The organism is Leclercia sp. TB492, assembly GCF_049974505.2.
Taxonomy (GTDB): Bacteria; Pseudomonadota; Gammaproteobacteria; order Enterobacterales; family Enterobacteriaceae; genus Enterobacter; species Enterobacter adecarboxylatus_C.
This window is the reverse complement of record NZ_CM127572.1, coordinates 3,322,209-3,348,153: the sequence shown is the minus strand read 5'-3', so window position 1 is coordinate 3,348,153 and position 25,945 is coordinate 3,322,209. Positions and strand designations below refer to the sequence as shown.

The 25,945-nt window shown below is 54.7% G+C and carries 23 protein-coding genes and 6 tRNA genes; 12 read left to right on the top strand and 17 right to left on the bottom strand.

Features of this window, described 5'->3' with window-relative positions; all coding sequences use genetic code 11:
- Positions 1-39: 39 nt before the first annotated feature.
- Positions 40-951, top strand: coding sequence for a cysteine synthase CysM (gene cysM, locus ACP4QI_RS15820; protein ID WP_426495821.1), 912 nt, complete (start codon positions 40-42; stop codon positions 949-951).
- A gap of 5 nt (positions 952-956) precedes the next feature.
- Entirely contained in the window at positions 957-1,793 is an 837-nt protein-coding gene (gene pdxK / locus ACP4QI_RS15815; RefSeq protein WP_426495820.1) for a pyridoxine/pyridoxal/pyridoxamine kinase, read from the top strand.
- A gap of 48 nt (positions 1,794-1,841) precedes the next feature.
- On the opposite strand, the gene crr is transcribed toward pdxK, so the two are convergent.
- The 5 genes from crr to cysZ all read right to left on the bottom strand — a co-directional run bounded on the left by crr (position 1,842) and on the right by cysZ (position 6,696).
- Positions 1,842-2,345, bottom strand: a complete 504-nt coding sequence (crr, locus tag ACP4QI_RS15810; protein ID WP_032612978.1) for a PTS glucose transporter subunit IIA — start codon at positions 2,343-2,345, stop codon at positions 1,842-1,844.
- Positions 2,346-2,388: 43 nt separating this feature from the next.
- Positions 2,389-4,116: a phosphoenolpyruvate-protein phosphotransferase PtsI gene (gene ptsI, locus ACP4QI_RS15805; protein WP_142486637.1), complete on the bottom strand. Its 1,728-nt coding sequence runs from the start codon at positions 4,114-4,116 to the stop codon at positions 2,389-2,391.
- A 45-nt stretch (positions 4,117-4,161) separates the two neighbouring features.
- Complete coding sequence (gene ptsH, locus ACP4QI_RS15800; RefSeq protein WP_000487600.1) at positions 4,162-4,419, bottom strand: phosphocarrier protein Hpr; 258 nt, start codon at positions 4,417-4,419, stop codon at positions 4,162-4,164.
- A gap of 380 nt (positions 4,420-4,799) precedes the next feature.
- A complete protein-coding gene (gene cysK, locus ACP4QI_RS15795) occupies positions 4,800-5,771 on the bottom strand; it encodes a cysteine synthase A (protein ID WP_106994669.1) in 972 nt (323 codons plus the stop codon).
- Between the two features lie 163 nt (positions 5,772-5,934).
- Positions 5,935-6,696 (bottom strand): sulfate transporter CysZ, encoded by a 762-nt coding sequence (cysZ, locus tag ACP4QI_RS15790; RefSeq protein WP_426495819.1) that lies wholly within the window; start codon positions 6,694-6,696, stop codon positions 5,935-5,937.
- A gap of 230 nt (positions 6,697-6,926) precedes the next feature.
- On the opposite strand from cysZ, the gene zipA reads away from it, so the two are divergent.
- The 3 genes from zipA to ACP4QI_RS15775 all read left to right on the top strand — a co-directional run bounded on the left by zipA (position 6,927) and on the right by ACP4QI_RS15775 (position 10,208).
- Positions 6,927-7,904, top strand: coding sequence for a cell division protein ZipA (zipA, locus tag ACP4QI_RS15785; RefSeq protein WP_426495818.1), 978 nt, complete (start codon positions 6,927-6,929; stop codon positions 7,902-7,904).
- Positions 7,905-7,975: 71 nt separating this feature from the next.
- The gene (gene ligA / locus ACP4QI_RS15780; protein WP_156264314.1) at positions 7,976-9,991 is read left to right on the top strand and encodes an NAD-dependent DNA ligase LigA; all 2,016 of its coding nucleotides are present in this window, start codon (positions 7,976-7,978) and stop codon (positions 9,989-9,991) included.
- 1 nt (position 9,992) lies between these two features.
- On the top strand, positions 9,993-10,208 hold the full coding sequence (locus ACP4QI_RS15775) for a DUF3820 family protein (RefSeq protein WP_032612964.1): 216 nt from the start codon (positions 9,993-9,995) through the stop codon (positions 10,206-10,208).
- Here ACP4QI_RS15775 and ACP4QI_RS15770 read toward each other — a convergent pair.
- Positions 10,205-11,203 (bottom strand): bile acid:sodium symporter family protein, encoded by a 999-nt coding sequence (locus tag ACP4QI_RS15770; RefSeq protein ID WP_142486634.1) that lies wholly within the window; start codon positions 11,201-11,203, stop codon positions 10,205-10,207. The genes ACP4QI_RS15775 and ACP4QI_RS15770 overlap by 4 nt on opposite strands.
- An 89-nt stretch (positions 11,204-11,292) precedes the next feature.
- Here ACP4QI_RS15770 and ACP4QI_RS15765 point away from each other — a divergent pair, with 89 nt between their 5' ends.
- On the top strand, positions 11,293-12,228 hold the full coding sequence (locus ACP4QI_RS15765; protein ID WP_426495817.1) for a LysR family transcriptional regulator: 936 nt from the start codon (positions 11,293-11,295) through the stop codon (positions 12,226-12,228).
- On the opposite strand, the gene ACP4QI_RS15760 is transcribed toward ACP4QI_RS15765, so the two are convergent.
- From ACP4QI_RS15760 to ACP4QI_RS15740, 5 genes are all read right to left on the bottom strand, one after another.
- Complete coding sequence (locus tag ACP4QI_RS15760) at positions 12,225-12,566, bottom strand: FlxA-like family protein (protein WP_142486632.1); 342 nt, start codon at positions 12,564-12,566, stop codon at positions 12,225-12,227. The genes ACP4QI_RS15765 and ACP4QI_RS15760 overlap by 4 nt on opposite strands.
- A gap of 133 nt (positions 12,567-12,699) precedes the next feature.
- Positions 12,700-12,775: transfer RNA gene (locus ACP4QI_RS15755), tRNA-Lys, on the bottom strand.
- A 4-nt stretch (positions 12,776-12,779) separates the two neighbouring features.
- Positions 12,780-12,855 (bottom strand) — tRNA-Val (locus tag ACP4QI_RS15750).
- Positions 12,856-12,885: 30 nt separating this feature from the next.
- A tRNA-Val gene (locus ACP4QI_RS15745) sits at positions 12,886-12,961 on the bottom strand.
- 42 nt (positions 12,962-13,003) lie between these two features.
- A tRNA-Val gene (locus ACP4QI_RS15740) sits at positions 13,004-13,079 on the bottom strand.
- A 257-nt stretch (positions 13,080-13,336) separates the two neighbouring features.
- Between ACP4QI_RS15740 and gltX the strand changes: the two genes are divergently transcribed.
- Positions 13,337-14,752, top strand: coding sequence for a glutamate--tRNA ligase (gltX, locus tag ACP4QI_RS15735; protein WP_285129015.1), 1,416 nt, complete (start codon positions 13,337-13,339; stop codon positions 14,750-14,752).
- A gap of 43 nt (positions 14,753-14,795) precedes the next feature.
- Here gltX and ACP4QI_RS15730 read toward each other — a convergent pair whose 3' ends face one another.
- Both ACP4QI_RS15730 and ACP4QI_RS15725 read right to left on the bottom strand, forming a co-directional pair.
- Positions 14,796-15,191, bottom strand: a complete 396-nt coding sequence (locus tag ACP4QI_RS15730; RefSeq protein ID WP_156264312.1) for a YfeC-like transcriptional regulator — start codon at positions 15,189-15,191, stop codon at positions 14,796-14,798.
- A 1-nt stretch (position 15,192) separates the two neighbouring features.
- Positions 15,193-15,552, bottom strand: coding sequence for a YfeC-like transcriptional regulator (locus ACP4QI_RS15725; protein ID WP_142486630.1), 360 nt, complete (start codon positions 15,550-15,552; stop codon positions 15,193-15,195).
- 220 nt (positions 15,553-15,772) lie between these two features.
- Here ACP4QI_RS15725 and ACP4QI_RS15720 point away from each other — a divergent pair.
- From ACP4QI_RS15720 to ACP4QI_RS15710, 3 genes are all read left to right on the top strand, one after another.
- Positions 15,773-15,848: transfer RNA gene (locus ACP4QI_RS15720), tRNA-Ala, on the top strand.
- 41 nt (positions 15,849-15,889) lie between these two features.
- Positions 15,890-15,965, top strand: a tRNA-Ala gene (locus ACP4QI_RS15715).
- A 209-nt stretch (positions 15,966-16,174) separates the two neighbouring features.
- Positions 16,175-18,370 (top strand): EAL domain-containing protein, encoded by a 2,196-nt coding sequence (locus ACP4QI_RS15710; protein WP_426495816.1) that lies wholly within the window; start codon positions 16,175-16,177, stop codon positions 18,368-18,370.
- A gap of 39 nt (positions 18,371-18,409) precedes the next feature.
- Here ACP4QI_RS15710 and ACP4QI_RS15705 read toward each other — a convergent pair whose 3' ends face one another.
- Positions 18,410-19,597 carry a NupC/NupG family nucleoside CNT transporter gene (locus ACP4QI_RS15705; RefSeq protein ID WP_039032602.1) on the bottom strand — a complete coding sequence of 396 codons (1,188 nt, stop codon included), beginning with the start codon at positions 19,595-19,597 and terminating at the stop codon, positions 18,410-18,412.
- A gap of 347 nt (positions 19,598-19,944) precedes the next feature.
- Between ACP4QI_RS15705 and ACP4QI_RS15700 the strand changes: the two genes are divergently transcribed.
- The gene (locus ACP4QI_RS15700; RefSeq protein WP_142486628.1) at positions 19,945-21,186 is read left to right on the top strand and encodes an Nramp family divalent metal transporter; all 1,242 of its coding nucleotides are present in this window, start codon (positions 19,945-19,947) and stop codon (positions 21,184-21,186) included.
- Positions 21,187-21,216: 30 nt separating this feature from the next.
- Here the strand turns inward: ACP4QI_RS15700 and ypeC are convergent, their stop codons facing one another.
- Both ypeC and mgrA read right to left on the bottom strand, forming a co-directional pair.
- A complete protein-coding gene (ypeC, locus tag ACP4QI_RS15695) occupies positions 21,217-21,546 on the bottom strand; it encodes a DUF2502 domain-containing protein YpeC (RefSeq protein WP_142486627.1) in 330 nt (109 codons plus the stop codon).
- A 126-nt stretch (positions 21,547-21,672) separates the two neighbouring features.
- Complete coding sequence (gene mgrA / locus ACP4QI_RS15690) at positions 21,673-22,671, bottom strand: L-glyceraldehyde 3-phosphate reductase (RefSeq protein WP_231311808.1); 999 nt, start codon at positions 22,669-22,671, stop codon at positions 21,673-21,675.
- Between the two features lie 182 nt (positions 22,672-22,853).
- On the opposite strand from mgrA, the gene ipdC reads away from it, so the two are divergent.
- Positions 22,854-24,509 carry an indolepyruvate decarboxylase gene (gene ipdC / locus ACP4QI_RS15685; protein ID WP_426495815.1) on the top strand — a complete coding sequence of 552 codons (1,656 nt, stop codon included), beginning with the start codon at positions 22,854-22,856 and terminating at the stop codon, positions 24,507-24,509.
- Here the strand turns inward: ipdC and ACP4QI_RS15680 are convergent, their stop codons facing one another.
- Positions 24,510-25,745: an ion channel protein gene (locus tag ACP4QI_RS15680; RefSeq protein WP_426495814.1), complete on the bottom strand. Its 1,236-nt coding sequence runs from the start codon at positions 25,743-25,745 to the stop codon at positions 24,510-24,512.
- Positions 25,746-25,945 lie beyond the last annotated feature (200 nt).

Here is a 25,945-nt window from a genome sequence, read left to right as displayed (position 1 = left end):
AAGCGTAAGCGCCACCGGGCTTTTTATTGGACAGCGATCATGAATACATTAGAACAAACCATCGGCAACACCCCTCTGATCAAACTGCAGCGCATGGGACCGGACAACGGCAGCGAAATCTGGATCAAACTGGAAGGCAATAATCCGGCGGGATCGGTCAAAGACCGCGCCGCGCTGTCGATGATCGTTCAGGCGGAAAAGCGCGGCGAAATCAAACCCGGCGATGTGCTGATCGAGGCGACCAGCGGTAACACCGGCATTGCGCTGGCGATGATTGCTGCTCTCAAAGGCTATCGCATGAAGCTGCTGATGCCGGATAACATGAGCCAGGAGCGCCGTGCCGCAATGCTGGCCTATGGCGCCGAGTTAATTCTGGTCAGTAAAGAGCAGGGGATGGAGGGGGCCCGCGATCTGGCCCTCGAGATGGCGAACCGGGGTGAAGGCAGGCTGCTGGATCAGTTCAACAACCCCGATAACCCTTATGCGCACTACACCACCACCGGCCCGGAAATCTGGCAGCAGACCGAGGGCCGCATCACCCATTTCGTCTCCAGTATGGGCACCACCGGCACCATCACCGGCGTCTCCCGCTTTCTGCGCGAGCAGGATAAGGCGGTTACCATTGTTGGTTTGCAGCCCGAAGAGGGCAGCAGCATTCCGGGTATTCGCCGCTGGCCTGCGGAGTACATGCCGGGCATTTTTAATGCCTCGCTTGTGGACCAGGTGCTGGATATTCATCAGCGCGAGGCGGAAAATACCATGCGTGAACTGGCCGTGCGCGAAGGGGTTTTCTGCGGCGTCAGTTCTGGCGGCGCGGTAGCCGGCGCTCTGCGGGTAGCCGCGGCAACGCCGGGGGCGGTGGTGGTGGCGATTATTTGCGATCGCGGCGATCGCTATCTGTCTACCGGCGTGTTTGGTGAGGAGAGCTATGCGCAGGGCGCAGGGATCTAAACGCTATGGAAATGATTTTATTCCGGGACAAAACCCGGGCGCAGCAGACCGACATTGTGGCGGTGCAGTCGCAGGTGGTGTACGGCAGCGTCGGTAACAGCATTGCGGTGCCCAATATTCGCCAGCATCACCTCAACGTGACGGCGATACCGACGGTGCTGTTCAGCAATACCCCGCACTACGACACTTTTTATGGCGGGGTGATACCCGACGAGTGGTTCAGCGGCTACCTGAAAGCGCTGGGCGAGCGCGATGTGTTGCGTGAGCTGAAAGCGGTCACTACCGGCTATATGGGCAGCGCGAGCCAGATTGCTCTGCTGGCGGAGTGGCTGGGTGCGGTCAAGGCGCAGCATCCCGATCTGCTGATCCTGGTGGACCCGGTGATTGGTGACACCGACAGCGGAACCTACGTCAAACCAGAGATCCCGGAAGCTTACCGCCAGCACCTGCTACCGCTGGCGCAGGGAATTACGCCGAACGTCTACGAACTGGAAGTTCTCAGCGGCAAGTCGTGCCGGGACAATACCAGCGCCATTGCCGCCGCCAAAGGCCTGTTATCCGATACGCTACAGTGGGTGGCGATCACCAGTGCGCCGGTTGCCGGTGATGCTAACAGCATCCACGTGGTGCTGGTTTCACACGACAACGTGACGGTCAGCGCCCACCCGCGCATTAAAGCCGATCTGAAAGGTACCGGGGATCTTTTCTGCTCAGAGCTGGTGAGCGCCCTGGTGCAGCGCGAAAGCGTGGCCGCAGCGATAAGCCGGGCAGGTGATCGGGTAACGCAGGTGATGCAGCACACCCAGGAGAAAGGGTACGACGAGCTGGTTCTGCCGGCCTGACAAACAAAAATGGCGCCCGAAGGCGCCATTTTTCTGTGCGGCAAGAAATTACTTCTTGATGCGGATAACCGGGGTTTCACCCACGGTAACGCTGCCGGACAGTTTGATCAGTTCTTTGATTTCGTCCATGTTGGAGATAACAACCGGAGTCAGGGTAGACTTGGCTTTCTCTTCCAGCAGTGGCAGATCGAATTCAATAACCGGGTCGCCAACTTTAACGCGCTGGCCTTCTTCAGCGATACGCTTGAAGCCTTCGCCTTTCAGCTCGACGGTGTCGATACCGAAGTGAACGAACAGCTCAATACCGCTATCAGATTCGATAGAAAATGCGTGGTTGGTTTCAAAAATCTTACCGATGGTACCATCAACCGGCGCAACCATTTTGTTACCGGTCGGTTTGATAGCAATGCCATCACCAACAATTTTCTCTGCAAACACGACATCCGGCACGTCTTCGATGTTGACGATTTCACCAGACAGCGGAGCAACAATCTCAATAGTTCCGGTGTCGCTGTTGCCTTTGTCACCGAACAGTTTACTAAATAACCCCATTAGCCATCTCTCCTAAGCAGTAAATTGGGCCGCATCTCGTGGATTAGCAGATTGTTTTTTCTTCAATGAACTTGTTAACCAGCGTCATTAACTCGTCCGTTGTCGGTTGAGCAAGAGCCTGCTCTGCTAATACCTTCGCATCTTCGAAGTTCGTGTTACGGATAATCTTCTTGATGCGCGGGATGGAAATGGCGCTCATAGAGAACTCGTCCAGACCCATACCCAGCAACAGAAGTGTAGCACGTTCGTCGCCTGCAAGCTCACCACACATGCCAGTCCATTTGCCTTCGGCATGAGAAGCATCAATAACTTGCTTGATAAGCGTCAGCACGGACGGTGACATTGGCTGGTAAAGATGTGAAATCATATCATTACCACGGTCAACTGCCAGAGTGTACTGGGTTAAATCGTTGGTACCAATACTAAAGAAATCGACTTCTTTCGCTAAGTGACGGGCAATCGTCGCTGCGGCTGGGGTTTCCACCATGACGCCAACTTCGATAGCTTCGTCGAAGGCTTTACCTTCGTCGCGCAGTTCCTGTTTGTAGATTTCGATCTCTTTCTTCAGTGCACGCACTTCTTCAACAGAGATGATCATTGGGAACATGATGCGCAGTTTACCGAAAGCGGAAGCACGCAGGATGGCGCGAACCTGGTCGCGCAGGATCTCTTTACGATCCATGGCGATACGCACCGCACGCCAGCCCAGGAACGGGTTCTCTTCTTTCGGGAAGTTCATGTACGGCAGCTCTTTGTCGCCACCGATGTCCATGGTACGGACGATAACCGCCTGTGAGCCACAGGCTTCAGCTACCGCTTTGTAAGCAGCAAACTGCTCTTCTTCGGTTGGCAGGGCGTCACGGTCCATGAACAGGAATTCGGTACGGTACAGGCCTACACCTTCCGCGCCGTTGCGCTCTGCGCCATCAACGTCGCGTACGGTGCCGATGTTGGCACAAACTTCAACCTGATGACCATCCAGCGTAATTGCCGGCAGATCTTTCAGTTTTGCCAGTTCGGCTTTCTCGGTCGCAACCTGTTCCTGAACGGCACGCAGCTGTTCAATTTGGTCGTTGGTTGGGTTGACGTAAACCAGATTGTTTACGGCATCCAGAATCAGATAGTCGTCGTTTTTAACCTGTGCGGTCACGCTACCGGTACCCACGATGGCAGGCAGTTCCAGAGAACGCGCCATAATAGAGGTGTGGGAGGTACGGCCGCCGGCGTCAGTGATGAAACCCAGCACCTTGTTCAGGTTCAGCTGTGCGGTTTCTGACGGGGTCAGGTCAGCAGCAACCAGGATCACTTCATCCTGAATCGCGCTCAGATCGATGATGGCCAGGCCGAGGATGTTGCGCAGCAGGCGCTTACCGATATCACGCACGTCAGCCGCACGTTCTTTCAGGTACTCATCGTCCAGCTCTTCCAGGGCAGTCGCCTGACCTTCGATAACTTCATGTGCAGCCGCATCGGCCGTCATGCCTTTATCTTTAATCAGGGCTATGATTTCCTGCTCCAGCTCCTCATCTTCGAGCAACATGATGTGCCCTTCGAAGATGGCTTCTTTTTCTTCACCGAAAGTTTCGCCAGCTTTAGTTTTGATCGTTTCCAGCTGCGCAGATGCTTTTGCACGGCCACTCAGAAAACGCTCAACTTCCTGATTTACCTTATCAGCAGAAATTTTTTTCCGGTCGATGACGATCTCGTCTTCTTTCAGCAGCAGTGCTTTGCCGAAAGCGATACCCGGGGATGCTAAAATGCCTGAAATCATAACCCTACCTTACTTGTGACTGATTTTTACAAAGAACCCGGAAACTTACTCGAGCTCAGCCATCAGTTTTACCAGATGCTCAACTGCTTTCTGCTCGTCTTCGCCTTCAGCGGAGATGGTCACAACAGTGCCCTGAGTCAGACCCAGAGTCTGCAGTTTGAACAGGCTTTTTGCGCTGGCGCTTTTGCCGTTGGAAGTCACAGTGATCTCAGAAGTGAAGCCTTTCGCTTCTTTAACAAACTGAGCAGCAGGGCGGGTGTGCAGACCGTTCGGAGCGGTAATGGTAACTTCTTGCTGGAACATTGTATTTCCCCAACTTATTGGTTTAGTGTTGTGGAACTAAAGTCTAGCCTGGCGGCAGGACTTTAGCCTGTATTGTTAGCACCGGCTTAACGGCACGAGGCACAGATGTGTCAAACGTATTTCCGGTACTGGCATGTCAGGCTGCTGACGTCTCGTTCGACATTAAACATTATGCCGCGAAAGCAAGACTTGAACCAAATCATAAAATCGATTCAGCAGCGGGAATTCGTGTATCGATTAATTTCGAGCTTCAAAATAATTGTCAGCTTAAATACCAGAGCTAACAGGGTGAAGCAATGCCAGACGAGATAAAACTTTGAAGCAGGCCACAAAAAAGCACCCGGATGGGTGCTTTTTTACGCGATATTTACATTCTGGCACTACTGTTGCAGTTCTTTCTCTGTGAAGAGATCGGCAAACAGTGCAGTACTTAAATAACGCTCACCCGACGATGGAAGAATAACCACGATATTCTTATTGGTAAAGGTTTCATCTTCAAGTAATTGCAGCGCCGCGGCTACAGCAGCACCGGAAGAGATACCAGCCAGAATACCTTCTTCTTCCATCAGACGACGGGCGGTAGAGATGGCTTCATCGTTGGTGATAGCCACCACTTTATCAATCAGTTTCAGATCCAGGTTGCCCGGAATGAAGCCTGCGCCGATACCCTGAATTTTATGCGGGCCTGGTTTCAGCTCTTCACCTGCCAGCGCCTGGGCAATCACCGGGGAGTCTGTTGGCTCAACGGCAACGGTAATCAGATCTTTTTTACCTTTTGTGCCTTTAATATAGCGAGACACGCCGGTGAGCGTACCGCCGGTACCCACACCTGAAATAAAGACATCAACCTGACCGTCGGTATCTTCCCAGATCTCCGGGCCGGTGGTCTTCTCGTGAATTTCCGGGTTAGCCGGGTTGCTGAACTGCTGGAGCAGCAGATATTTAGCCGGATCGCTGGCAACAATCTCTTCAGCTTTCTGGATAGCGCCCTTCATCCCTTTTGCGCCTTCGGTTAACACCAGGTTCGCACCCAGCGCCTTCAGCAGCTTGCGACGTTCAATACTCATGGTTTCCGGCATGGTCAGCGTCAGCTTGTAACCGCGCGCGGCGGCCACGTAGGCCAGAGCAATACCGGTGTTACCGCTGGTTGGCTCAACCAGCTCAACGCCAGGTTTCAACACGCCACGCTTTTCCGCATCCCAAATCATATTGGCACCGATACGGCATTTTACGCTGAAGCTTGGGTTACGAGATTCTACCTTCGCCAGGATGCGTCCATTACCGATACGGTTCAGTCGAACCAGGGGCGTGTGACCGATAGTCAGCGAGTTGTCTTCAAAAATCTTACTCATGGCCTGTCCTTAACTGTTTGAAATTGGGATACCGACCCAGCATACCTGTTGAATAAGTATGGGGAAGTAAGGAATTCGCATATCTATATGCTGCGTGGAAATAATGGGGATCAGTATGGAATAAGGGATGGCATAAGCCATCCCCCGTTTACACATTTTTGCATTATTTCCATAACGCGTGTTTATCACGGTAACAGTCAACCCACATCGCCGTTGCGCCGCAAACCGCAACCGGCATGATGAACAGGTTCAGGAACGGGATCATGGTGAACAGGCTGGTCAGCGCGCCAAACTGCATATTGGTCATTTTGCGGACACGCAGGGCGGTACGCATCTCTTTAAACGGGACTTTGTGGTTATCGAACGGGTAGTCGCAATACTGGATCGCCAGCATCCACGCGCTGAACAGGAACCATAGCACCGGGGCAACCGTCTGCCCGATCCCCGGAATAAAGTAGAGGATCAGCAGCACGATAGCGCGGGGCAGGTACCAGGCGAACTTCTGCCATTCACGTTTCATAATGCGCGGCAGATCTTTCATGATGCCCAGAACGCCGGTGTCCGGCGGCGTAGCGCCCGTCAGCCGCGCTTCCAGCTGTTCAGCCAGCAGGCCGTTAAAGGGCGCGGCTATCCAGTTAGCCAGGGTTGAGAAAAAGTAGCCAAACACCAGCAGCACCGAAACGATCGCCACGGGCCACAGCAGATAGCTCAGCCACTGCAGCCAGTCGGGAACGTGGCTCATGAGAGCCGGGATCCAGGTGTCCAGGCGGGTAAACAGCCACCAGAAGGCGCCCCCCATCAGCAAAATGTTAATCAGCAGCGGGAGGATCACAAAGCGCCGGATACCCGGCAGCGAAACCAGTTTCCAGCCCTGAGAAAAGTACCAGACGCCGCTGCGGGGAGGGGAAGATGTTGATGAAACCATAACCAGGTTGAGCTCCTTTTATCACAACCAGTGAAATTGCCTGCCTATATTAGCCAGTTGCGGCGCGTTGACCAGTTCGGAAATGTTCGAAAAAACAGCAAAAAGCACGATTTAGTTCATCTTTATGCTGCGAATGCTCCCCATACACTTGCACTTGACGTAATCGGCAAATACTCTTAGTGAGTAAATGTTTGCCGTGGTGGCAAGGTGTTAGAACAACAGAGAATATAATGATGCAGGATTTGCGTCTGATATTAATCATTGTTGGCGCGATCGCCATAATCGCTTTACTGGTACATGGTTTCTGGACCAGCCGTAAAGAGCGCTCTTCTATGTTTCGCGATCGCCCACTGAAGCGCATGAAGTCTACTCGTGACGACGATAGCGATGACGATATCGAAGAAACGGAAGACGAGGGTGTGGGTGAAGTACGCGTTCATCGGGCCAATACTGCGCCCGGCGCAGGCCATGGGGAGCAAGAAGCGCCTCGTCAGCCTCCGCAGCATCAGTACCAGCCGCCTTACGCATCTGCTCAGCCACGTCCTGCTGCACCGCAGCCGGTGGTCGAGCCGGTACACCAGCCGCAACCGCAGCAGCATGAGCCTGTGCGCCAGCAACCTGTGCAGCAACCTCAGTATGCCGCTCAGCCTGAACCGCAGCCGGTTGTGCAGCAGGCACCTCAGCCTGTCGCACCAGCGCCGCAACCGCAGCCGGCCCCTGCGCCTGCACCTGTTGTCGAGTCGGAACCGGTAGTTGAAGCTGCGCCAGTGGTTGAAAAGCCGCAGCGCAAAGAGACGGTTATTGTCATGAGCGTGGCGGCCCACCAGGGCACGACCATCAATGGCGAAGTGCTGCTTAACAGCATCCACCAGGCGGGCTTCAAATATGGCGATATGAACATCTTCCATCGCCATCTGAGCCCGGACGGAAGCGGCCCATCGCTGTTCAGCCTGGCGAATATGGTTAACCCTGGAACCTTTGATCCGGAGATGACCGGTGATTTCACTACCCCGGGCATTACCATCTTTATGCAGGTGCCGTCTTATGGCGATGAACTGCAAAACTTCAAGCTGATGCTGCAGTCTGCCCAGCATATCGCGGACGAAGTCGGCGGTATGGTGCTCGACGATCAGCGTCGAATGATGACGCCGCAGAAACTGCGCGAGTATCAGGACCGCATCCGCGAAGTTAAAGAAGCTAACGCGTAAACTTCCGCGTTTTGTTTCACACCTCCTCAACCCCCGCATGTCGGGGGTTTTTCTCATTAATGGTGCGACACATGGACTCAATCGAACAACAACTTACCGAACTGCGAACCACGCTTCGCCACCATGAATATCTTTATCATGTGATGGATGCGCCCGAAGTGCCGGACGCGGAATATGACCGTTTGATGCGTGAACTGCGCGAGCTTGAAGCGCAGCGTCCCGATTTAATTACCCCGGACTCACCGACTCAGCGTGTCGGCGCCGCGCCGCTGGCCTTTTTCAGCCAGGTGCGTCATGAAGTACCGATGCTGTCGCTGGATAACGTGTTCGACGAAGAGAGCTTCCTCGCCTTCAACAAACGCGTCCAGGATCGCCTGAAGCAGACCGATGCCCTGAGCTGGTGCTGCGAGCTGAAGCTGGATGGTCTTGCCGTCAGCATTCTGTATGAAAACGGTGTGATGACCCGGGCCGCCACTCGCGGCGACGGCACCACCGGCGAGGATATTACCACCAACGTGCGCACCATCCGCGCTATCCCGCTTAAGCTGCATGGTGAGAACATTCCGGCACGTCTGGAAGTGCGCGGGGAAGTGTTCCTGCCGCAGGCGGGCTTTGAAAAAATTAACGAAGAGGCGCGCCGCACCGGTGGCAAAATCTTCGCCAACCCGCGCAATGCTGCGGCAGGATCGTTGCGCCAGCTGGATCCGCGCATTACCGCAAAACGCCCGCTGACCTTCTTCTGCTATGGCGTAGGTATCCTGGAGGGGGGCGAGCTGCCCGATACCCATCTGGGCCGCCTGCTGCAGTTTAAGGCGTGGGGGCTGCCGGTGAGTAACCGTGTGCAGTTGTGCGACTCACCGGAAGCGGTACTGGCGTTTTATCGCCAGGTCGAAGCAGATCGTCCGACGCTGGGCTTTGATATCGACGGGGTGGTGATCAAAGTTAACTCCCTCGCGCTTCAGGAGCAGCTGGGCTTTGTCGCCCGTGCACCGCGCTGGGCGGTAGCCTTTAAGTTCCCGGCGCAGGAGCAGATGACCTTTGTGCGCGACGTGGAGTTCCAGGTGGGTCGTACCGGGGCAATAACGCCGGTTGCGCGTCTGGAGCCCGTTCAGGTGGCAGGGGTGCTGGTCAGCAACGCGACCCTGCATAACGCCGATGAAATCGACCGTCTGGGGCTGCGTATTGGCGATAAGGTGGTTATCCGCCGTGCCGGGGACGTGATCCCGCAGGTGGTGAACGTGGTGGAGTCAGAACGTCCTGAAGATACGCGCGCGGTTGAATTCCCAACCCACTGTCCGGTGTGCGGTTCAGACGTTGAACGCGTTGAAGGCGAGGCTGTGGCCCGCTGTACCGGCGGTTTAGTCTGCGGCGCTCAGCGCAAAGAGTCGCTGAAGCACTTCGTCTCTCGTCGGGCGATGGACGTTGACGGCATGGGTGACAAAATCATCGATCAGCTGGTTGAGAAAGAGTACGTCCATACGCCGGCTGACCTGTTCCGCCTGACGCCGGGTAAGCTGACCGGACTGGATCGGATGGGGCCGAAATCCGCGCAGAACGTGGCCGACGCGTTGGAAAAATCCAAAGAAACCACCTTTGCCCGTTTCCTCTATGCACTGGGTATCCGTGAAGTGGGCGAGGCGACCGCGGCGGGGCTGGCAGCGTATTTTGGTACGCTGGAGGCGCTTGAAAAGGCCACGATTGACGAGCTGCAAAAGGTGCCGGACGTCGGCATTGTGGTCGCCACTCACGTCTTTAATTTCTTCTCGGAAGAGAGCAACCGCGAGGTGATCGGTCAGCTGCTTAACGAAGGCATTCGCTGGCCGGCGCCGCAGGTGATCAATGCCGAAGAGATCGACAGCCCGTTCGCCGGGAAAACCGTCGTGCTAACCGGTAGCCTGAGCCAGCTTTCTCGCGATGATGCCAAAGCGCGTCTGACGGCGCTGGGGGCTAAAGTGGCCGGCAGCGTGTCGAAGAAAACTGACCTGGTGATTGCCGGGGAAGCGGCGGGCTCCAAGCTGGCAAAGGCTCAGGAGCTGGGTATTGACGTGATTGATGAAGCAGAGATGCTGCGTCTGTTGGGAGAGTAACGTGGATAAAGCGCAGCTTATCGAGATAGCCAATACCGAAATGCCCTTCGGGAAGTATAAAGGCCGTCGACTGATTGATGTGCCGGAAGAGTATCTGCTATGGTTTGCCCGTAAGGATGAGTTTCCTGCCGGGCATCTTGGCGAGCTGATGGCGCTCACGTTGCTGATTAAAACCGAAGGGCTGACCCAGCTGGTTCAGCCCCTGCGTCGTCCTTAAACTTTTGCCGTGCGGGCCTGCTCCTGGGCCTGCAACTCGTCGGTCTGGCGTTTGTAGCGACGCGCCATGACCGCGCAAATCATCAGCTGCAGCTGGTGGAAGATCATCAGCGGCAGCACCATCATCCCAATCACCGAAGTTGGAAACAGAATGTTGGCCATCGGGATCCCGTTCGCCAGGCTCTTTTTCGAACCGCAGAAGACAATAGTGATCTCATCGGCTTTGTTAAACCCGAAGCGGCGCGCGGCAAACACGTTGATACCAATAATAATTGCCAGCAGCACCAGGCTGACCACCACGATAAACAGCAGCGATCCGATCCCGACTTTATGCCAGATACCATTGACTACGGCTTCGCTGAAGGCGGAGTAAACCACCAGCAGAATCGATGACTGATCGGTTTTGGCAATCCACTTCTTATGCTTCGCCACAAAGGCTCCGATCCACGGACGGGAAAGATGTCCCAGCACAAACGGCAGCAGCAGCTGCAGCATGATTTTGCCCACCTGCTCCAGACTCCCTTCCGCCCCGTGCATATCCATCACCAGGCCAACCAGCAGCGGCGAGAGGAAAATCCCCAGCAGGCTGGAGGCGGACGCCGAGCAGACGGCCGCCGCCACGTTGCCACCCGCCATTGAGGTAAAGGCGATGGCTGACTGCACCGTAGCCGGCAAAATACAGAGATACAGGAAGCCGGTATAGAGTGCCGGATCGACATTGACCGGCGCCCACCAGGCAAAGAGCACGCCCAGCACCGGGAAAACGACAAAGGTGCTGCACATTACCCACAGATGCAGTCGCCAGTGGCTACCGCCGGAGATAATTGCTTCCCGGGAGAGCTTTGCCCCGTGCATAAAAAACAGCAGCGCGATGGCGGCGGTGGTAAGGCCTTCAAAAAACGGCACAAAGCCACCCTCGGCGGGGAAGAAGGAGGCGAGCAGGACAACCACGATAAGGGTGATGGTGAACGGATCGAGAATGCGGAAAAGTTTCATAAACACTCCTGAAAACAGATAGCGCTATTGTGCTTTCTTCCTTTTGAGAAATAAAATTGATTTATTGCATCAATTCATGAGTAAAACAGATGAATTACTCGTTACGACAGTTGCGTGTTTTTGTTACCGTCGCGCAGGCGAGAAGTTTTAGCCGTGCAGGGGAAATTATCGGCCTGAGCCAGTCGGCGGTCAGCCACAGCGTGAAAGAGCTGGAGCAGCAGACCGGCGTGCGGCTGATCGACAGAACCACCCGGGAAGTGATGCTGACCGAGGCGGGTCATCAGCTGGCGGCCCGGCTGGAGAGGATCCTCGATGAGCTCTCCAGTACGTTGCGGGACGTGGGCCGGGTAGGGCAGCAGCTCTCCGGGACGGTGCGCGTCGCCGCCAGCCAGACCATTTCGGCACATCTCATTCCTCACTGCATCGCGCAGAGTAATCAGCAATATCCGGATATCAATTTTGTGCTGCACGACCGACCGCAGCAGTGGGTACTGGAGAGCATCCGTCAGGGGGAAGTAGATTTCGGCATCGTTATCGATCCGGGGCCGGTCAGCGACCTCGAGTGCGAAGAGGTGCTCTCGGAGCCCTTCTTACTGCTCTGTCGTGACGACGATCCTCTTGCCGCTCATGAGCAGGTCACCTGGCAGGCGCTGCAGGGGGCAAAGCTGGTGTTACAGGATTACGCCTCTGGCAGCCGGCCCCTTATTGATGCAGCCCTTGCAGAACAGCAGGTAAAGGCGACGATTGTGCAGGAGATCGGCCATCCCGCCACGCTCTTTCCGATGGTGGAAGCCGGGATTGGCATCAGCGTGCTTCCTGCACTGGCGCTGCCGTTGCCCCAGGGGAGCCGGTTAACGGTCAAACGTTTCACGCCGATCGTCGAGCGTAAGCTGATGCTGGTACGGCGTAAGAACCGTTCTTTGTCAGGGGCGGCACAGGCACTGTGGGAGGTGGTTCGTATGCAGGCGCAGCGGCTGACCGAGGCCCGCATACGGGATCCACTGTTTACGGCCGGGGAGCATTAAACGTAGATATCAATCTGGTGATCGGCAGAAGGGGTATTAATGCCTTCCGCTTTGGCCTGATTTTGTTCTTGTTTCTGTTGTGCTTCTTCAGCCTGACGATGTTGCAGTTGGGCCAGCTGCGCCTCCAGCATGGCGATCTGATTCTGAATAAGCTCTTGCTGTTTCTTTTTTTCCTCAGCGCTACCGCTTCCATCGGCAAGTTCTTTGAGCTGCTGGGTCAGTTTAGTTATCTGGGCCGTGATGCGGCTGATCTGAGAAGCGATATCGTTGCCGCCGGAACTGCTGCTGCCACTGCTTTGAGTTTGTATGGAAGGTGTGGAGGCCTGGATGGTGGTCATGCGTATTTCCTCTGCCAAAGAAAGAGATATCGGCAGAGTAAAGAATGGCTTGAGGGGAATTACCAGTTTTGGCAGGTACGAATTGTCTATATCGCAGATAGCAAAAAAGCGCCTTTAGGGCGCTTTTTTACATTGGTGGGTCGTGCAGGATTCGAACCTGCGACCAATTGATTAAAAGTCAACTGCTCTACCAACTGAGCTAACGACCCGAAATGGTGGGCGATGACGGGCTCGAACCGCCGACCCCCTCCGTGTAAAGGAGATGCTCTACCAACTGAGCTAATCGCCCATTTCGGAACTGCTATCGATAAGGTGAGAATGGTGGGCGATGACGGGCTCGAACCGCCGACCCCCTCCGTGTAAAGGAGATGCTCTACCAACTGAGCTAATCGCCCATTCTCAATTCTTATCTACACTGCGGCATCTATCGAAGTAGATGGTGGGTGATGACGGGCTCGAACCGCCGACCCCCTCCGTGTAAAGGAGATGCTCTACCAACTGAGCTAATCACCCCCGCTGTGTGGAGTCGCATTATAGGGAGAGTTGAAAATGAGTCAACGGCTTTTCTAAAGATTTTGTTCGTTCGTCGTAAAATTAAACAAAACGATCGCGAAACCACCAGTGATGCATGATTTCTAAACAAAAACGGCTATGAATAAGGATCTGACAGCAACAAGATTGAGGAATCAGGCGGGAGTGATAGAATATTGCCCACTTTCGTTTCCAGGATATGCCGGTTGTCGGCATCTTTATCACTGTAAGGCCACTTCATGAAAATCAAAACTCGCTTCGCGCCAAGCCCGACCGGCTATCTGCACGTCGGCGGCGCGCGTACTGCTCTCTATTCCTGGCTGTTTGCTCGCAACCAGGGCGGTGAGTTTGTGCTGCGTATCGAAGACACCGATCTCGAACGCTCCACGCCGGAAGCAATCGAAGCCATTATGGATGGTATGAACTGGCTTAACCTGGAGTGGGATGAAGGCCCATATTTCCAGACCAAACGTTTTGATCGCTATAACGCGGTTATTGATGAGATGCTTGAAGCAGGCACGGCGTATAAGTGCTACTGCTCGAAAGAGCGTCTGGAAGCCCTGCGTGAAGAGCAGATGGCAAATAATGAAAAGCCACGTTACGACGGTCGCTGCCGCCACGATCATCAACATCACGCCGCGGACGAGCCGTGCGTGGTGCGTTTCGCAAACCCGCAGGAAGGTTCGGTCATTTTTGACGATCAGATCCGCGGCCCGATCGAATTCAGCAACCAGGAGCTGGACGATCTGATTATCCGCCGTACCGACGGTTCTCCAACCTATAACTTCTGCGTCGTGGTCGATGACTGGGATATGGCGATCACCCACGTGGTGCGTGGCGAAGACCATATCAACAACACCCCACGTCAGATCAACATCCTTAAAGCGCTGAATGCCCCGGTTCCGGTTTACGCGCACGTGTCGATGATCAACGGCGACGACGGTAAAAAACTGTCCAAACGCCATGGTGCAGTCAGCGTGATGCAGTACCGTGACGACGGCTATCTGCCGGAAGCCCTGCTCAACTATCTGGTGCGTCTGGGCTGGTCCCACGGCGATCAGGAGATCTTCAGCCGTGAAGAGATGATCCAGCTCTTCACCCTGAGTGCGGTGGGTAAGTCTGCCAGTGCGTTCAATACCGATAAACTGCTGTGGCTGAACCATCACTACATCAATACTCTACCACCAGAGTACGTTGCGACCCAGCTGCAGTGGCACATCGAGCAGGCAAACATCGATACCCGCAACGGTCCTCAACTGGCCGACCTGATTAAACTGCTGGGTGAACGTTGTAAGACCCTGAAAGAGATCGCGGAAAACTGCCGCTACTTCTATGAAGAGTATGACGAGTTCGATGCCGACGCCGCGAAGAAACACCTGCGTCCGGTTGCGCGTCAGCCGCTGGAAGTGGTTCGCGACAAGCTGGCCGCCATTACCGAGTGGAGCGCTGAGAATGTGCATCATGCTATTCAGGCGACAGCGGATGAGCTGGAAGTCGGAATGGGTAAAGTCGGCATGCCGCTGCGCGTAGCCGTTACCGGTGCCGGTCAGTCTCCTGCTCTGGACGTTACGGTACACGCGATTGGTAAAACCCGCAGCGTGGCGCGTATCAACAGAGCGCTCGACTTTATTGCTGAGCGCGAAAGCCAGCAGTAATCAGGAAGTAAAAAAATAAAACGGCAGGTTTCCCTGCCGTTTTTTAATTCTCAGGCTGATGAATGCTCAGCCGCACGAGAAAACCTTGTATCCCTTCCCGTGTAAGCAGCGTTTCAAGCCGCTCCTGTTCCGTTAAGGTCATATTCTCCAGCGCGTTGATGATCCCAGGAAGCACGGCAACCGGCTTGGCGTCACCGTAGCTGGCCGTGCTCTCTGCCAGCTGGTAGAGGGCCTGTCGTTTACGAATGGCGGGAATATTCATGATGTGCGCACGCACCTGCGCATCAATATAGATAAGGCGCGCCCGCCCACCTTTTACGCCATTGATCCCTTCCGTCTTCCAGCCATTTTTGCGCACCCAGCGGTTTACGGTCTGTCTGGCGACGCCCAGCGTATCCGCCAGCTCCTCGGTGGTCATTTTGCTACGTAATCTTTTCATATCAGTTCTGATCGCGAATCCCTAAGCGTTGCAACAATCCGGTGATCCCTTCCCGGAGTAATAAAGAGGTAAGTTGTTTCTGTTCTGTCGGTGTCATTTCGTTGGCCAGCGTGATCAGCAGGGCCTGCAGCGAGTTATCCGGGGTTGCTTCCAGTAAGGTCGCCACATCCGGGGCTCGACGCGCATTGCGAATAAATTCCCGTACTTTCTCATTAACATGGACCAGACGCGCTTTACCGCCCTGAACACCAGGTTTTGGCGATGTGGACCATCCCTCTTTACGCACCCATTTATTGATGGTCTGTCGGCTATAGCCAGTGAGCCGGGCCAACTCTTCTGGCGTCATTCGTTCCTTGATCATGCAATTTCCTGAGTAAGAGTGTGGGTAATGAGTGGTTCATTTTATAACACCGTTTTACTGGAAAACGTGACAAGATTAACTCATGACTGCGAGCATTCTCGCAATGTGATTCATTTGCATGAATTTTCAGCGGTTGAACGCCAGAGTGATAATTTGCCGTTGACACTCAGCAAGGGAATTCATATTATGCCGCCCGTCAACACGACACGCTTTACGCGATGGGGCTATAGCTCAGCTGGGAGAGCGCTTGCATGGCATGCAAGAGGTCAGCGGTTCGATCCCGCTTAGCTCCACCAAACTCTGAACCCAACAGAGTCTGGCGCGTAAACAAAATTGTGGGGCTATAGCTCAGCTGGGAGAGCGCTTGCATGGCATGCAAGAGGTCAGCGGTTCGATCCCGCTTAGCTCCACCAAAATTTGAACCCTCGCCGAATGGCGGGGGTTTTTTTATGCCTGCAATAAATCCTTTACTATCACCACGTTGACAAATACATCGCTTTTTTGGGTAAAAACTTTACTTTATGTAATGACTTTTCCTGGCCTGGAATGTTGAATCACGGTTTTAAAGAATCTATTATTAATATGGATTTAATTTCGCCAGGTAAACAGTTAAATAAAATTAATGAAAAACATAATTGATATTAACGGAAAGAGCTTCCTGCTTGCTCTGGCGTTATGCATGATTGTCGTGCCTTTTTCCCGCCTTATTTCACCCAAATCTATTGTCGATGGCTTTGAGGTTTATCTTGCTTGGATGCCGCTGAGCGTCATGCTGGCGATCGTATTATTATTTGGTCGTCAGGCCATCCTGCCGATTATTATCAGCTTTGCCATCCTTAACGAATGGAATTTACAGCTGTCGGCAAAGCAGGATCTTATCCTGCTTTTTTGCCAGGTATTTAGTACTTTAGCGGTATGCGCCATACTCCGCTGGCAGGTGGGGTCGCGCTGGCGCTACCATGTCCCCAGCCGGTTCATGGCGGCGCGCATTGCGTGGCTGGGGTTTGTTCTGCCGCTGGCAATAAAACTGTCGATGTACCTTGCAGGCTATATTTGCGATTTTCCCGTTACCCTCGCCAATTTCACCGACCGGGGCTCAGTAATATATCATGTTGTCGATGTTCAGAGCCTGGTTTGCGCCGTTATCATCTTTACCATGCTGTTCTATTATCCGTTAAGAATGATTATTAATCCGAATTATGCGCGCGCCTTCTGGCGAAGAAATATACATAATTCCTTTTCGTCCCGAAACCAGTTATTTACATCTGCATTACTTATTTGCCTTATTGTTGGGCTTCTTCTGCTCTGCTTACCCTTTACGTCAGATATTATTGCCGGCTATCTGGTGCCTGTTATTTTCATTTTATTTACAATTGGCATCAGTCGATTTCGCTATCCGCTGATAATCCTGGGTTGGGCGTTGAGCGCATTGATGCTGCTGACCTATAACAGCAATTTTTTGCAGGGCGTGCAGAATGGTTACTCGCTGGCGTTTGTGCTGTCGGTACTTATCTCCTTCGCCATCTGTCTGGCTTACATGTCGCGCATTTATCAGCGCAGCGAATGGCTTAAGCGTGGCTGGCAGGAGAGGGCGCTGGTCGATCCGCTGACCGGCTTGCGTAACCTGCGCGCCCTGGAGTCCTTTCTGACCGACAACAAGGGCATCACCCTGTGCTGTTTGCGAATGGATAATCTGGAGTTTCTGAGTCGTCATTATGGCCTGATGATGCGGGTGCAGTGTAAACGCGCCATCATTCGTGAGTTGCAGCCGTTGCTGATGCCTAATGAATATGTTTTCCAGATCCCCGGTAATGAACTGGTGGTGGTGCTCAGCGGCCCGGAAACGGGGGCGCGGTTACAGCACATTGTTGATCATCTGAATAGCCGTAAAATCTACTGGAACAACACCGGGCTGGATATTGAGTTTGGCGGCGCCTGGGGAGGCGTGGAGTACAAATGCGGCGAAAGTCTCTACCATACGCTGGGTCAGCTCAGCTGGCTGGCCGAAAAGTCCTGCCCGGCGCATCAGGTTTTGTCGCTGAATAACAGCCTGGAGACGGTCTCAGGACAGACGACGGAGCGCGTGCTAATGCTCAGCCGGGTCAAACGGGCGCTGGACGAGGGCGGCTTACGCCTGTATGCGCAGCCCATCCAGAGAGGCGATGGCGTGGGCTACCACGAAATCCTTTCGCGTCTGGAGAGCGAAGGGGAGATCCTGACCCCCGATAAGTTTCTGCCGCTGGTGGCGCAATTTAACCTGAGTCGGCGCTTCGATATCAGCGTGGTGGAGGCGCTGCTGGCATGGCTGCGGGATCACCCCTCGGAAAATTGCTGTGCGCGTTTCTCGGTGAACCTGATGCCCTTGACGCTGATGCAGAAAGAGGTCGCGACGGAGATCATTGCCCTGTTTGAACGCTACGGGATAAGGCCGCAGACGGTGATCATCGAAGTGACCGAAGAGCAGGCGTTCTCTAATTCGGAAGTCAGTATCGCCAACATTCAGCAGCTGCGTCACTACGGCTTCAAGCTTGCCATCGACGATTTCGGTACCGGTTACGCCAATTATGAACGTCTCAAGCGCCTGCAGGCGGATGTCATCAAAATTGATGGCTGCTTCGTGAAGGATATTTGTAGTGACAGTATGGATGCGATGATCGTGAAGTCCATCTGTAACCTGGCGAAGACCCGGTCCCTGTGTGTGGTGGCGGAGTATGTTGAAACGGAGGAGCAGCGCGAGATGTTGCTCGCCTCGGGGGTAGATTATCTTCAGGGGTATTTAGTGGGCAAACCGCGCCCGCTCAATGAATTACAGGCGTAAAAAAACCGGGGAGGATAAGTCCCCGGTTTTTTTAGCTGATTACAGAACCAGTGCAGCGATAGACGCAGACAGGACGCTGACCAGCGTGGAGCCGTAAACCAGTTTCAGACCGAAGCGGGAAACCACGTTACCCTGCTCTTCATTCAGGCCTTTAATCGCACCGGCGATAATACCGATAGAAGAGAAGTTGGCGAAGGAGACCAGGAACACGGAGAGAATGCCTTCGGCGCGCGGGGAGAGGGAACCGGCGATTTTCTGCAGATCCATCATCGCGACGAATTCGTTAGAAACCAGTTTGGTTGCCATAATACTGCCCACCTGCAGCGCTTCGCTTGCCGGCACACCCATTACCCAGGCTACCGGGTAGAAGATGTAACCCAGAATGCCCTGGAAGGAGATGCCCAGCACGGCAGCAAACAGGGCGTTCAGCGCGGAGATCAGGGCGATAAAGCCGATCAGCATCGCCGCAACGATAACCGCTACCTTGAAGCCTGCCAGGATGTATTCACCCAGCATTTCGAAGAAGCTCTGACCTTCATGCAGGTTAGCCATCTGCAGGTTCTCTTCACTCTCATCCACGCGGTACGGGTTGATCAGTGACAGAACGATAAAGGTGCTGAACATGTTCAGAACCAGCGCAGCAACCACGTATTTTGGCTCGAGCATGGTCATGTACGCGCCCACGATAGACATGGAAACGGTGGACATTGCCGTGGCCGCCATGGTGTACATGCGATTGCGGGACATTTTGCCGAGGATATCTTTATAGGCGATGAAGTTCTCAGACTGACCCAGGATCAGGGAACTTACGGCGTTGAAAGATTCCAGTTTGCCCATGCCGTTCACTTTAGACAGCACGGTACCGATAGCGCGGATCACAATTGGCAGAATGCGAATGTGCTGCAAAATACCGATCAGGGCAGAGATGAAGACGATAGGGCACAGCACCTTCAGGAAGAAGAATGCCAGACCTTCATCGTTCATTTTACCGAACACGAAGTTGGTCCCTTCGTTAGCGAATCCGAGCAGTTTTTCGAACATCTCGGAGAAGCCTTTCACAAAGCCCAGCCCCACGTCTGAGTTCAGGAAGAACCAGGCGAGCAATACTTCAATAACCAGTAACTGAACAACATAGCGAATGCGGATCTTTTTGCGATCGCTGCTGACCAGCAACGCAAGCACGGCAACAACAACGAGTGCCAGGACAAAATGTAGGACGCGGTCCATATTTGCTCCAAATATGAGGCAGGTTTAATTTCGCTGCACATTCTATGAAACAAGCGTAAAGAAAACGAGATCAAAGCCACACTATAGTCACGTCCTGTGACGAGACTCAAAAATAGTGACATACGATACATTTTCGTTATGTTGTGTAAATGAATTAAAAGTTAAGTTTCTGTGCTACGCTTCACAAAGGTTGCGTGCATTTTTTGCCCGTCAGCCTATCCACGAGTCCAGCCTGCTTATTGTTCTTCGCTATCACTGTAATCAATACAAACAAACTAAATGAACTTGATAATCATTCGCATTTTGATAGCATTAAACATAGCAAAGGCTATATTTCTGAGGCAAAAATGACCAATAGTCGCGTTGATGAGAGTAGCAGTGGCAGAGCAGCACGCAAAATGCGGTTTGCATTAATGGGACCTGCGTTTATTGCCGCCATTGGCTATATCGATCCCGGTAATTTTGCGACCAACATCCAGGCCGGGGCCAGCTTCGGCTATAAGCTGCTGTGGGTGGTGGTGTGGGCCAACCTGATGGCGATGATGATCCAGGTGCTGTCGGCCAAACTGGGCATTGCCACCGGTAAAAACCTCGCAGAACAGATCCGCGACCACTATCCGCGTCCGCTGGTCTGGTTTTACTGGGTGCAGGCCGAGATAATCGCCATGGCGACCGACCTTGCAGAATTCATCGGAGCCGCGATCGGCTTTAAGCTGATTCTGGGCGTATCGCTACTGCAGGGCGCGGTTTTAACCGGTATCGCCACCTTCCTGATCCTGATGCTGCAACGACGCGGGCAGAAGCCGCTCGAAAAGGTGATTGGTGGCCTGCTGCTGTTCGTGGCGGCGGCCTATATTGTTGAGCTGATTTTTTCCCAGCCTGACTTCGTACAGTTAGGTAAAGGGATGGCGATCCCGAGCCTGCCCACCACCGAAGCGGTCTTCCTGGCGGCCGGGGTTCTGGGGGCGACGATTATGCCGCACGTGATTTACCTGCACTCCTCGCTGACCCAAAACCTGCACGAAGGGTCGCGCCATGAACGTTACTCTGCAACCAAATGGGACGTGGCGATCGCCATGACTATCGCCGGTTTTGTTAACCTGGCGATGATGGCCACCGCCGCGGCGGCATTCCACTTCAACGGCCATACCGGTGTTGCCGATCTCGATCAGGCCTATCTGACGCTGGAACCTTTACTCAGCCACGCGGCGGCCACCATTTTTGGCCTGAGCCTGGTGGCGGCGGGACTCTCGTCGACGGTGGTCGGAACCCTGGCGGGGCAGGTTGTGATGCAGGGATTTGTGCGCTTCCATATTCCCTTATGGGTGCGTCGCGCCGTCACTATGCTGCCGTCCTTTATTGTGATCCTGATGGGGCTGGATCCAACCCGCATTCTGGTAATGAGTCAGGTGCTGCTGAGTTTTGGTATTGCGCTGGCGCTGGTGCCGCTGCTGGTGTTTACCAGCGACAAGACGTTGATGGGCGATCTGGTGAACAGTGCATTGGTCAAACGGGCAGGGTGGGCGATAGTGGTGCTGGTGGTAGCCCTGAATCTGTGGCTGCTTATCGGCACGGCGTTGGGGTTATAAAAAAAGGCGCCGCGAGGCGCCTTTTTTATATTAGTGACGATGTCCGTGTCCGTGACCTTTGCGGCCGCGATGGTCATCACGATCCCGCCAGCCTTCGCGGTAGCCGCGCTCATAGGCGTTACGTTTATCCCAGCCACGATGGTAGCCGTTGTCATGTTTGTGCCAGCGTTTGCCACGCCATTCATAATTACGATGCCAGTAGCCGCGGTCACGCCAGCCGCCACCGTCCCAGTAGTTACCGTAATTATCGCGATCGCCAATTTGTAATTTTACTGATGGCAACAGGGTGATTTCGCCAGCATTAGCGACCAGCGGAGCTGAAGCCATTAATACTGCTGCCAGAATCAGGGACCTGAACATTATTATTCTCCTTCACGATCGGAGCCGTAATCGGCTTGTTAACGCAATATTAAGGGGCGGTAAAGCCCCGGATAATCGCTTTAACTCCTAATTCAGAAGGCATAGCACTTTTTGCTAAAAGTGCTTTTAATTCGCGCTGAACAGGATAGATTCTATTTCGTTCAGTTCCTCAGGCGTGAAGTGACGATTCGCCAGCATACCTACGGCGTCGTCGATTTGCGCCGTTTTGCTGGCACCAATCAGCACTGAGGTGATAGCTTCGTGATGTAATACCCAGGCCAGCGCCATCTGCGACAATTTCTGATTACGGCGTTCGGCCAGCGCATTGAGTTTACGGACCTTCACCAGCTTTTCTTCCGTGATCTGATCCGGGTTCAGGAAGCGGCTGCCGCTGGCCGCGCGGGAATCTGCCGGGATCCCGTTCAGATAACGGTCGGTCAGCTGGCCACCCGCGAGCGGCGAGAATGCAATGCATCCCACCCCTTTCTGCTTAAGCACATCCAGTAATCCCTCCTCAGGCGCGCGTTCCAGCATCGAAAATTTAGGCTGGTGGATCAGGCAGGGGGTGCCTAAATCATCGAGGATTTCGATAGCCTGTTGGGCCAGCTCTGCCGGGTAGTTGGACAGCCCGACGTACAGCGCCTTGCCCTGACGCACGACGTGGTCCAACGCTTTCATCGTCTCCTGCAACGGCGTTTCCGGATCCGGGCGATGATGATAGAAGATGTCGACATACTCCAGTCCCATCCGTTTCAGGCTTTGGTCGAGGCTGGCAATCAGGTATTTACGCGAGCCCCAGTCGCCGTAAGGCCCGTCCCACATGGTATAGCCCGCTTTGCTCGAGATGATCAGCTCATCGCGCAGGGCGCTGAAATCTTCCTGCAGGATCCGCCCGAAGTTACGCTCTGCCGATCCCGGCGGCGGACCGTAGTTGTTGGCAAGGTCGAAATGGGTAATGCCCAGATCGAAGGCACGATGTAAAAGTTGACGGCTGTTTTCAATCAGGGTGGCGTCGCCAAAGTTGTGCCACAGCCCGAGGGAGATGGCGGGCAGCTTAAGACCACTTTGCCCACATCGTTGATACACCATTGATTGATAACGATTTTGATCTGCCTGGTAACCCATGAGTTTTCCCTCTGCGTCAGAAAGTCATTCAGTGTATACGTTTACACCACTACCGAGGCAAACAGATTACCGCGCAAAAATACGTAAAGCATGGTTTCCACGCTCTGATTATTACCATTCCTGGACAGCTATCACGCTTCTTCAATACTCAAAGTGAAGTCAACATTATAAGGATAATAGTCATGCTTACCCCCTACACCGTCGCCGATTACCTGCTGGACCGCCTTACAGATTGTGGTGCCGATCATCTGTTTGGTGTGCCAGGCGACTACAACTTACAGTTCCTCGATAACGTTATCGCCAGCCCGGATATTGGCTGGGTGGGTTGTGCTAACGAATTGAACGCCGCCTACGCCGCGGATGGCTACGCGCGCTGCAAAGGGTTTGCCGCGCTGCTGACCACCTTTGGAGTGGGCGAGCTTAGCGCCATGAACGGTATCGCGGGCAGTTTCGCCGAGCATGTACCGGTTCTGCATATCGTGGGTGCGCCGGGAAGCGCCTCGCAAAAAAGAGGGGAGTTGCTGCACCATACCCTCGGTGACGGCGAGTTTCGTCACTTCTATAAAATGAGTGAGCCCGTGACCGTCGCGCAGGCGCACCTCACCGAACAAAATGCCTGCTATGAAATCGACCGGGTATTGACCGAAATGCTCCGGGAGCGCCGTCCCGGCTACATCATGCTACCTGCTGATGTGGCCAAAAAACCTGCCAGTCCGCCTGTAAGCGCTCTCATTGACCGTCTTTATGAAAGCGACAGCTTCCGCCTCGATGCCTTCCGCCAGGCGGCAGAGAAACGGCTGGCTGCGAGCGACCGCACCGCGCTGCTGGCCGATTTCCTGGTCCTGCGCTACGGTCTGAAAAACCAGCTCCAGCGCTTGGTGGAGCAGACGCCAATGGCGCACGCCACCCTGCTGATGGGGAAAGGAATTTTTGACGAGCGCAAACCGGGCTTCGCGGGCACCTATAGCGGTTCTGCCAGTGCGGGCGACGTCAACGAGGCCATTGAAGGCGCCGATACGGTGATCTGCGTGGGGACACGATTTACCGATACGCTTACCGCCGGGTTCACCCATAAGCTTACGCATCAGCAGACGATTGACGTTCAGCCCCACGCCTCGCGGATCGGGGATGTCTGGTACACCGGGATCCCAATGTCCCAGGCGATTGAGGTGCTCTCGAGCCTGTGCCATCAGTACGTCAGCGCCACCGCGGCGAACCGTCCGGCACGGCAGCTGCATGCGGTCCATCCCGGCACGCTGACGCAGGATAGTTTCTGGAAAACGCTGCAAACCTATATTCGCCCCGGGGATATTATTCTCGCCGATCAGGGCACCTCGGCCTTTGGTGCCGGCGCGCTGCGGTTACCCGAAGACGTGAATTTTATCGTTCAGCCGATCTGGGGCTCGATTGGCTATACCCTTGCCGCCGCCTATGGCGCGCAGACGGCCTGCCCGGATCGCCGCGTGATTGCCATCACCGGCGACGGCGCGGCGCAGCTCACGATTCAGGAGCTGGGCTCGATGCTGCGGGATAAACAGTGCCCCGTGATCATGGTCCTGAACAACGAAGGCTACACGGTGGAGCGTGCCATTCATGGCCCGAATCAGCGCTATAACGACATTGCGCTGTGGAACTGGACGCAGATCCCGCAGGCCCTCAGCCTGGATTGTCAGGCCGAGTGCTGGCGGGTGAGTGAGACGGTGCAGCTGGAAGAGGTGCTGGAGAGAGTGGCGCACCCGGAACGGCTTTCGCTGATTGAGGTTATGCTGCCGAAAGCCGATGTTCCGCCGCTGTTGAGCGGCATCATCCAGGCGCTGGAAGCGCGTAAAAGCGCCTGATTACTTATCTTCGCGCCAGGCAATCATCATCGGTCTGCCCGCCAGCAACAGCCAGGCGGGCAGCATCACGATACAGAGCAATGGCAGCAGGGTGGTGTCTGGCACCACCACTGCCGCCATAAACAGGCTCAGCCAGGCATCCCGGGTAACAACCAGCACCAGCCCCAGAATTGAACAGGAGATGGTGATCGCCGCCGGTACCGCCTCGACGTGCTCATGCAGCATCAACCCCAGGGCGACGCCGATAAAGACCGCCGGGAAAATGCGCCCCCCGCGAAAACCGCAGGCCGCTGCCACCACCAGCGCCGCCAGTTTGATCAGCGCAAAGAGCAGATAATCTGAGACGCTGAACAGCTGGCCGAACGCCATCTGCTGCATCTCATCCAGTCCTTTGAACAGCGTAATCTTGCCCCCGATAGCACCGAGGATCCCCAGTATCAGCCCACCCACACCAAGAATAAGTACCGGGTGCTTCAGGCGATGCATCAGCCGGTGCAGGCGCGGCAGACACCAGACCGCCACCATCCCCAGCGCGATGGCAATGGCGGCGACAATCGCCCCGCTAAAGATATCCACCAGCTGCATCTGGCTGTAGTGGGCGAGGGGCAAGGAGAAGTGGGGATGGAAAAACAGGCTGGTGGTCAGAGCGCCGGCGGCCGCAGACAGCAGCGGGGCGAACAGGCGATCCCAGAGGGGGATCTCGGCGTTGCCGCTCAGGGTCTGGGAGAATATCAGGGCCGCTGCGACGGGCGTGCCGAACAGCGCGCCTATGGTGCCCGCCGAGGCGAGAATGGTCCAGTCCAGGGCGTTAACCCGGGGAAAGACACGCGAACCCACGGCAACGGCGAGGGCGATATTCACCGCCATCACCGGATGCTCTGGCCCGAGGCTGACGCCCCCCGCGAGTCCGATAATCAGGGCGATAATCAGCCCGGGCAGGGCTGCGGCGTCCACCGGCGCGCCAATCAGCGGTTCTGTCGCCGGGTCCGGCCCGGCGTGGCCCGGGCTGTAGCGGATCACCAGCCCTACGGCGATACCGGTCAGGGTCAGGGTCAAAATCACCCAGGTCGGGGAGCTCGCGCTGAGGCCGACCGTGGAAGGCAGTGACGTCCACAGAATTGACTGTAATACTGAGGCGACTTTCATAATCACAATCAGAATCAGGCTGGAGGCGACGCCAATAATCAGCGCGGGAGGGGCCAACAGCAGCATCGTTCTGGCTCGCGGATGGAGCATGATGATTTCCTTGTAAAAATTGGCGGTCTTTACTTTGCACGCTCAGACTGATGCTAATAGTGCAAATGGTGCTGAAACGGTAAAGTGAATCTGTGACGAAGATCGATAATCCTGGGGTGCTTTTATTCAGGTCGTTGTTGTTATCGGGCCTTGAATTTAGAGTGTGCCAAAGAGTTATTTTGACTTTAGCGGAGCAGTAG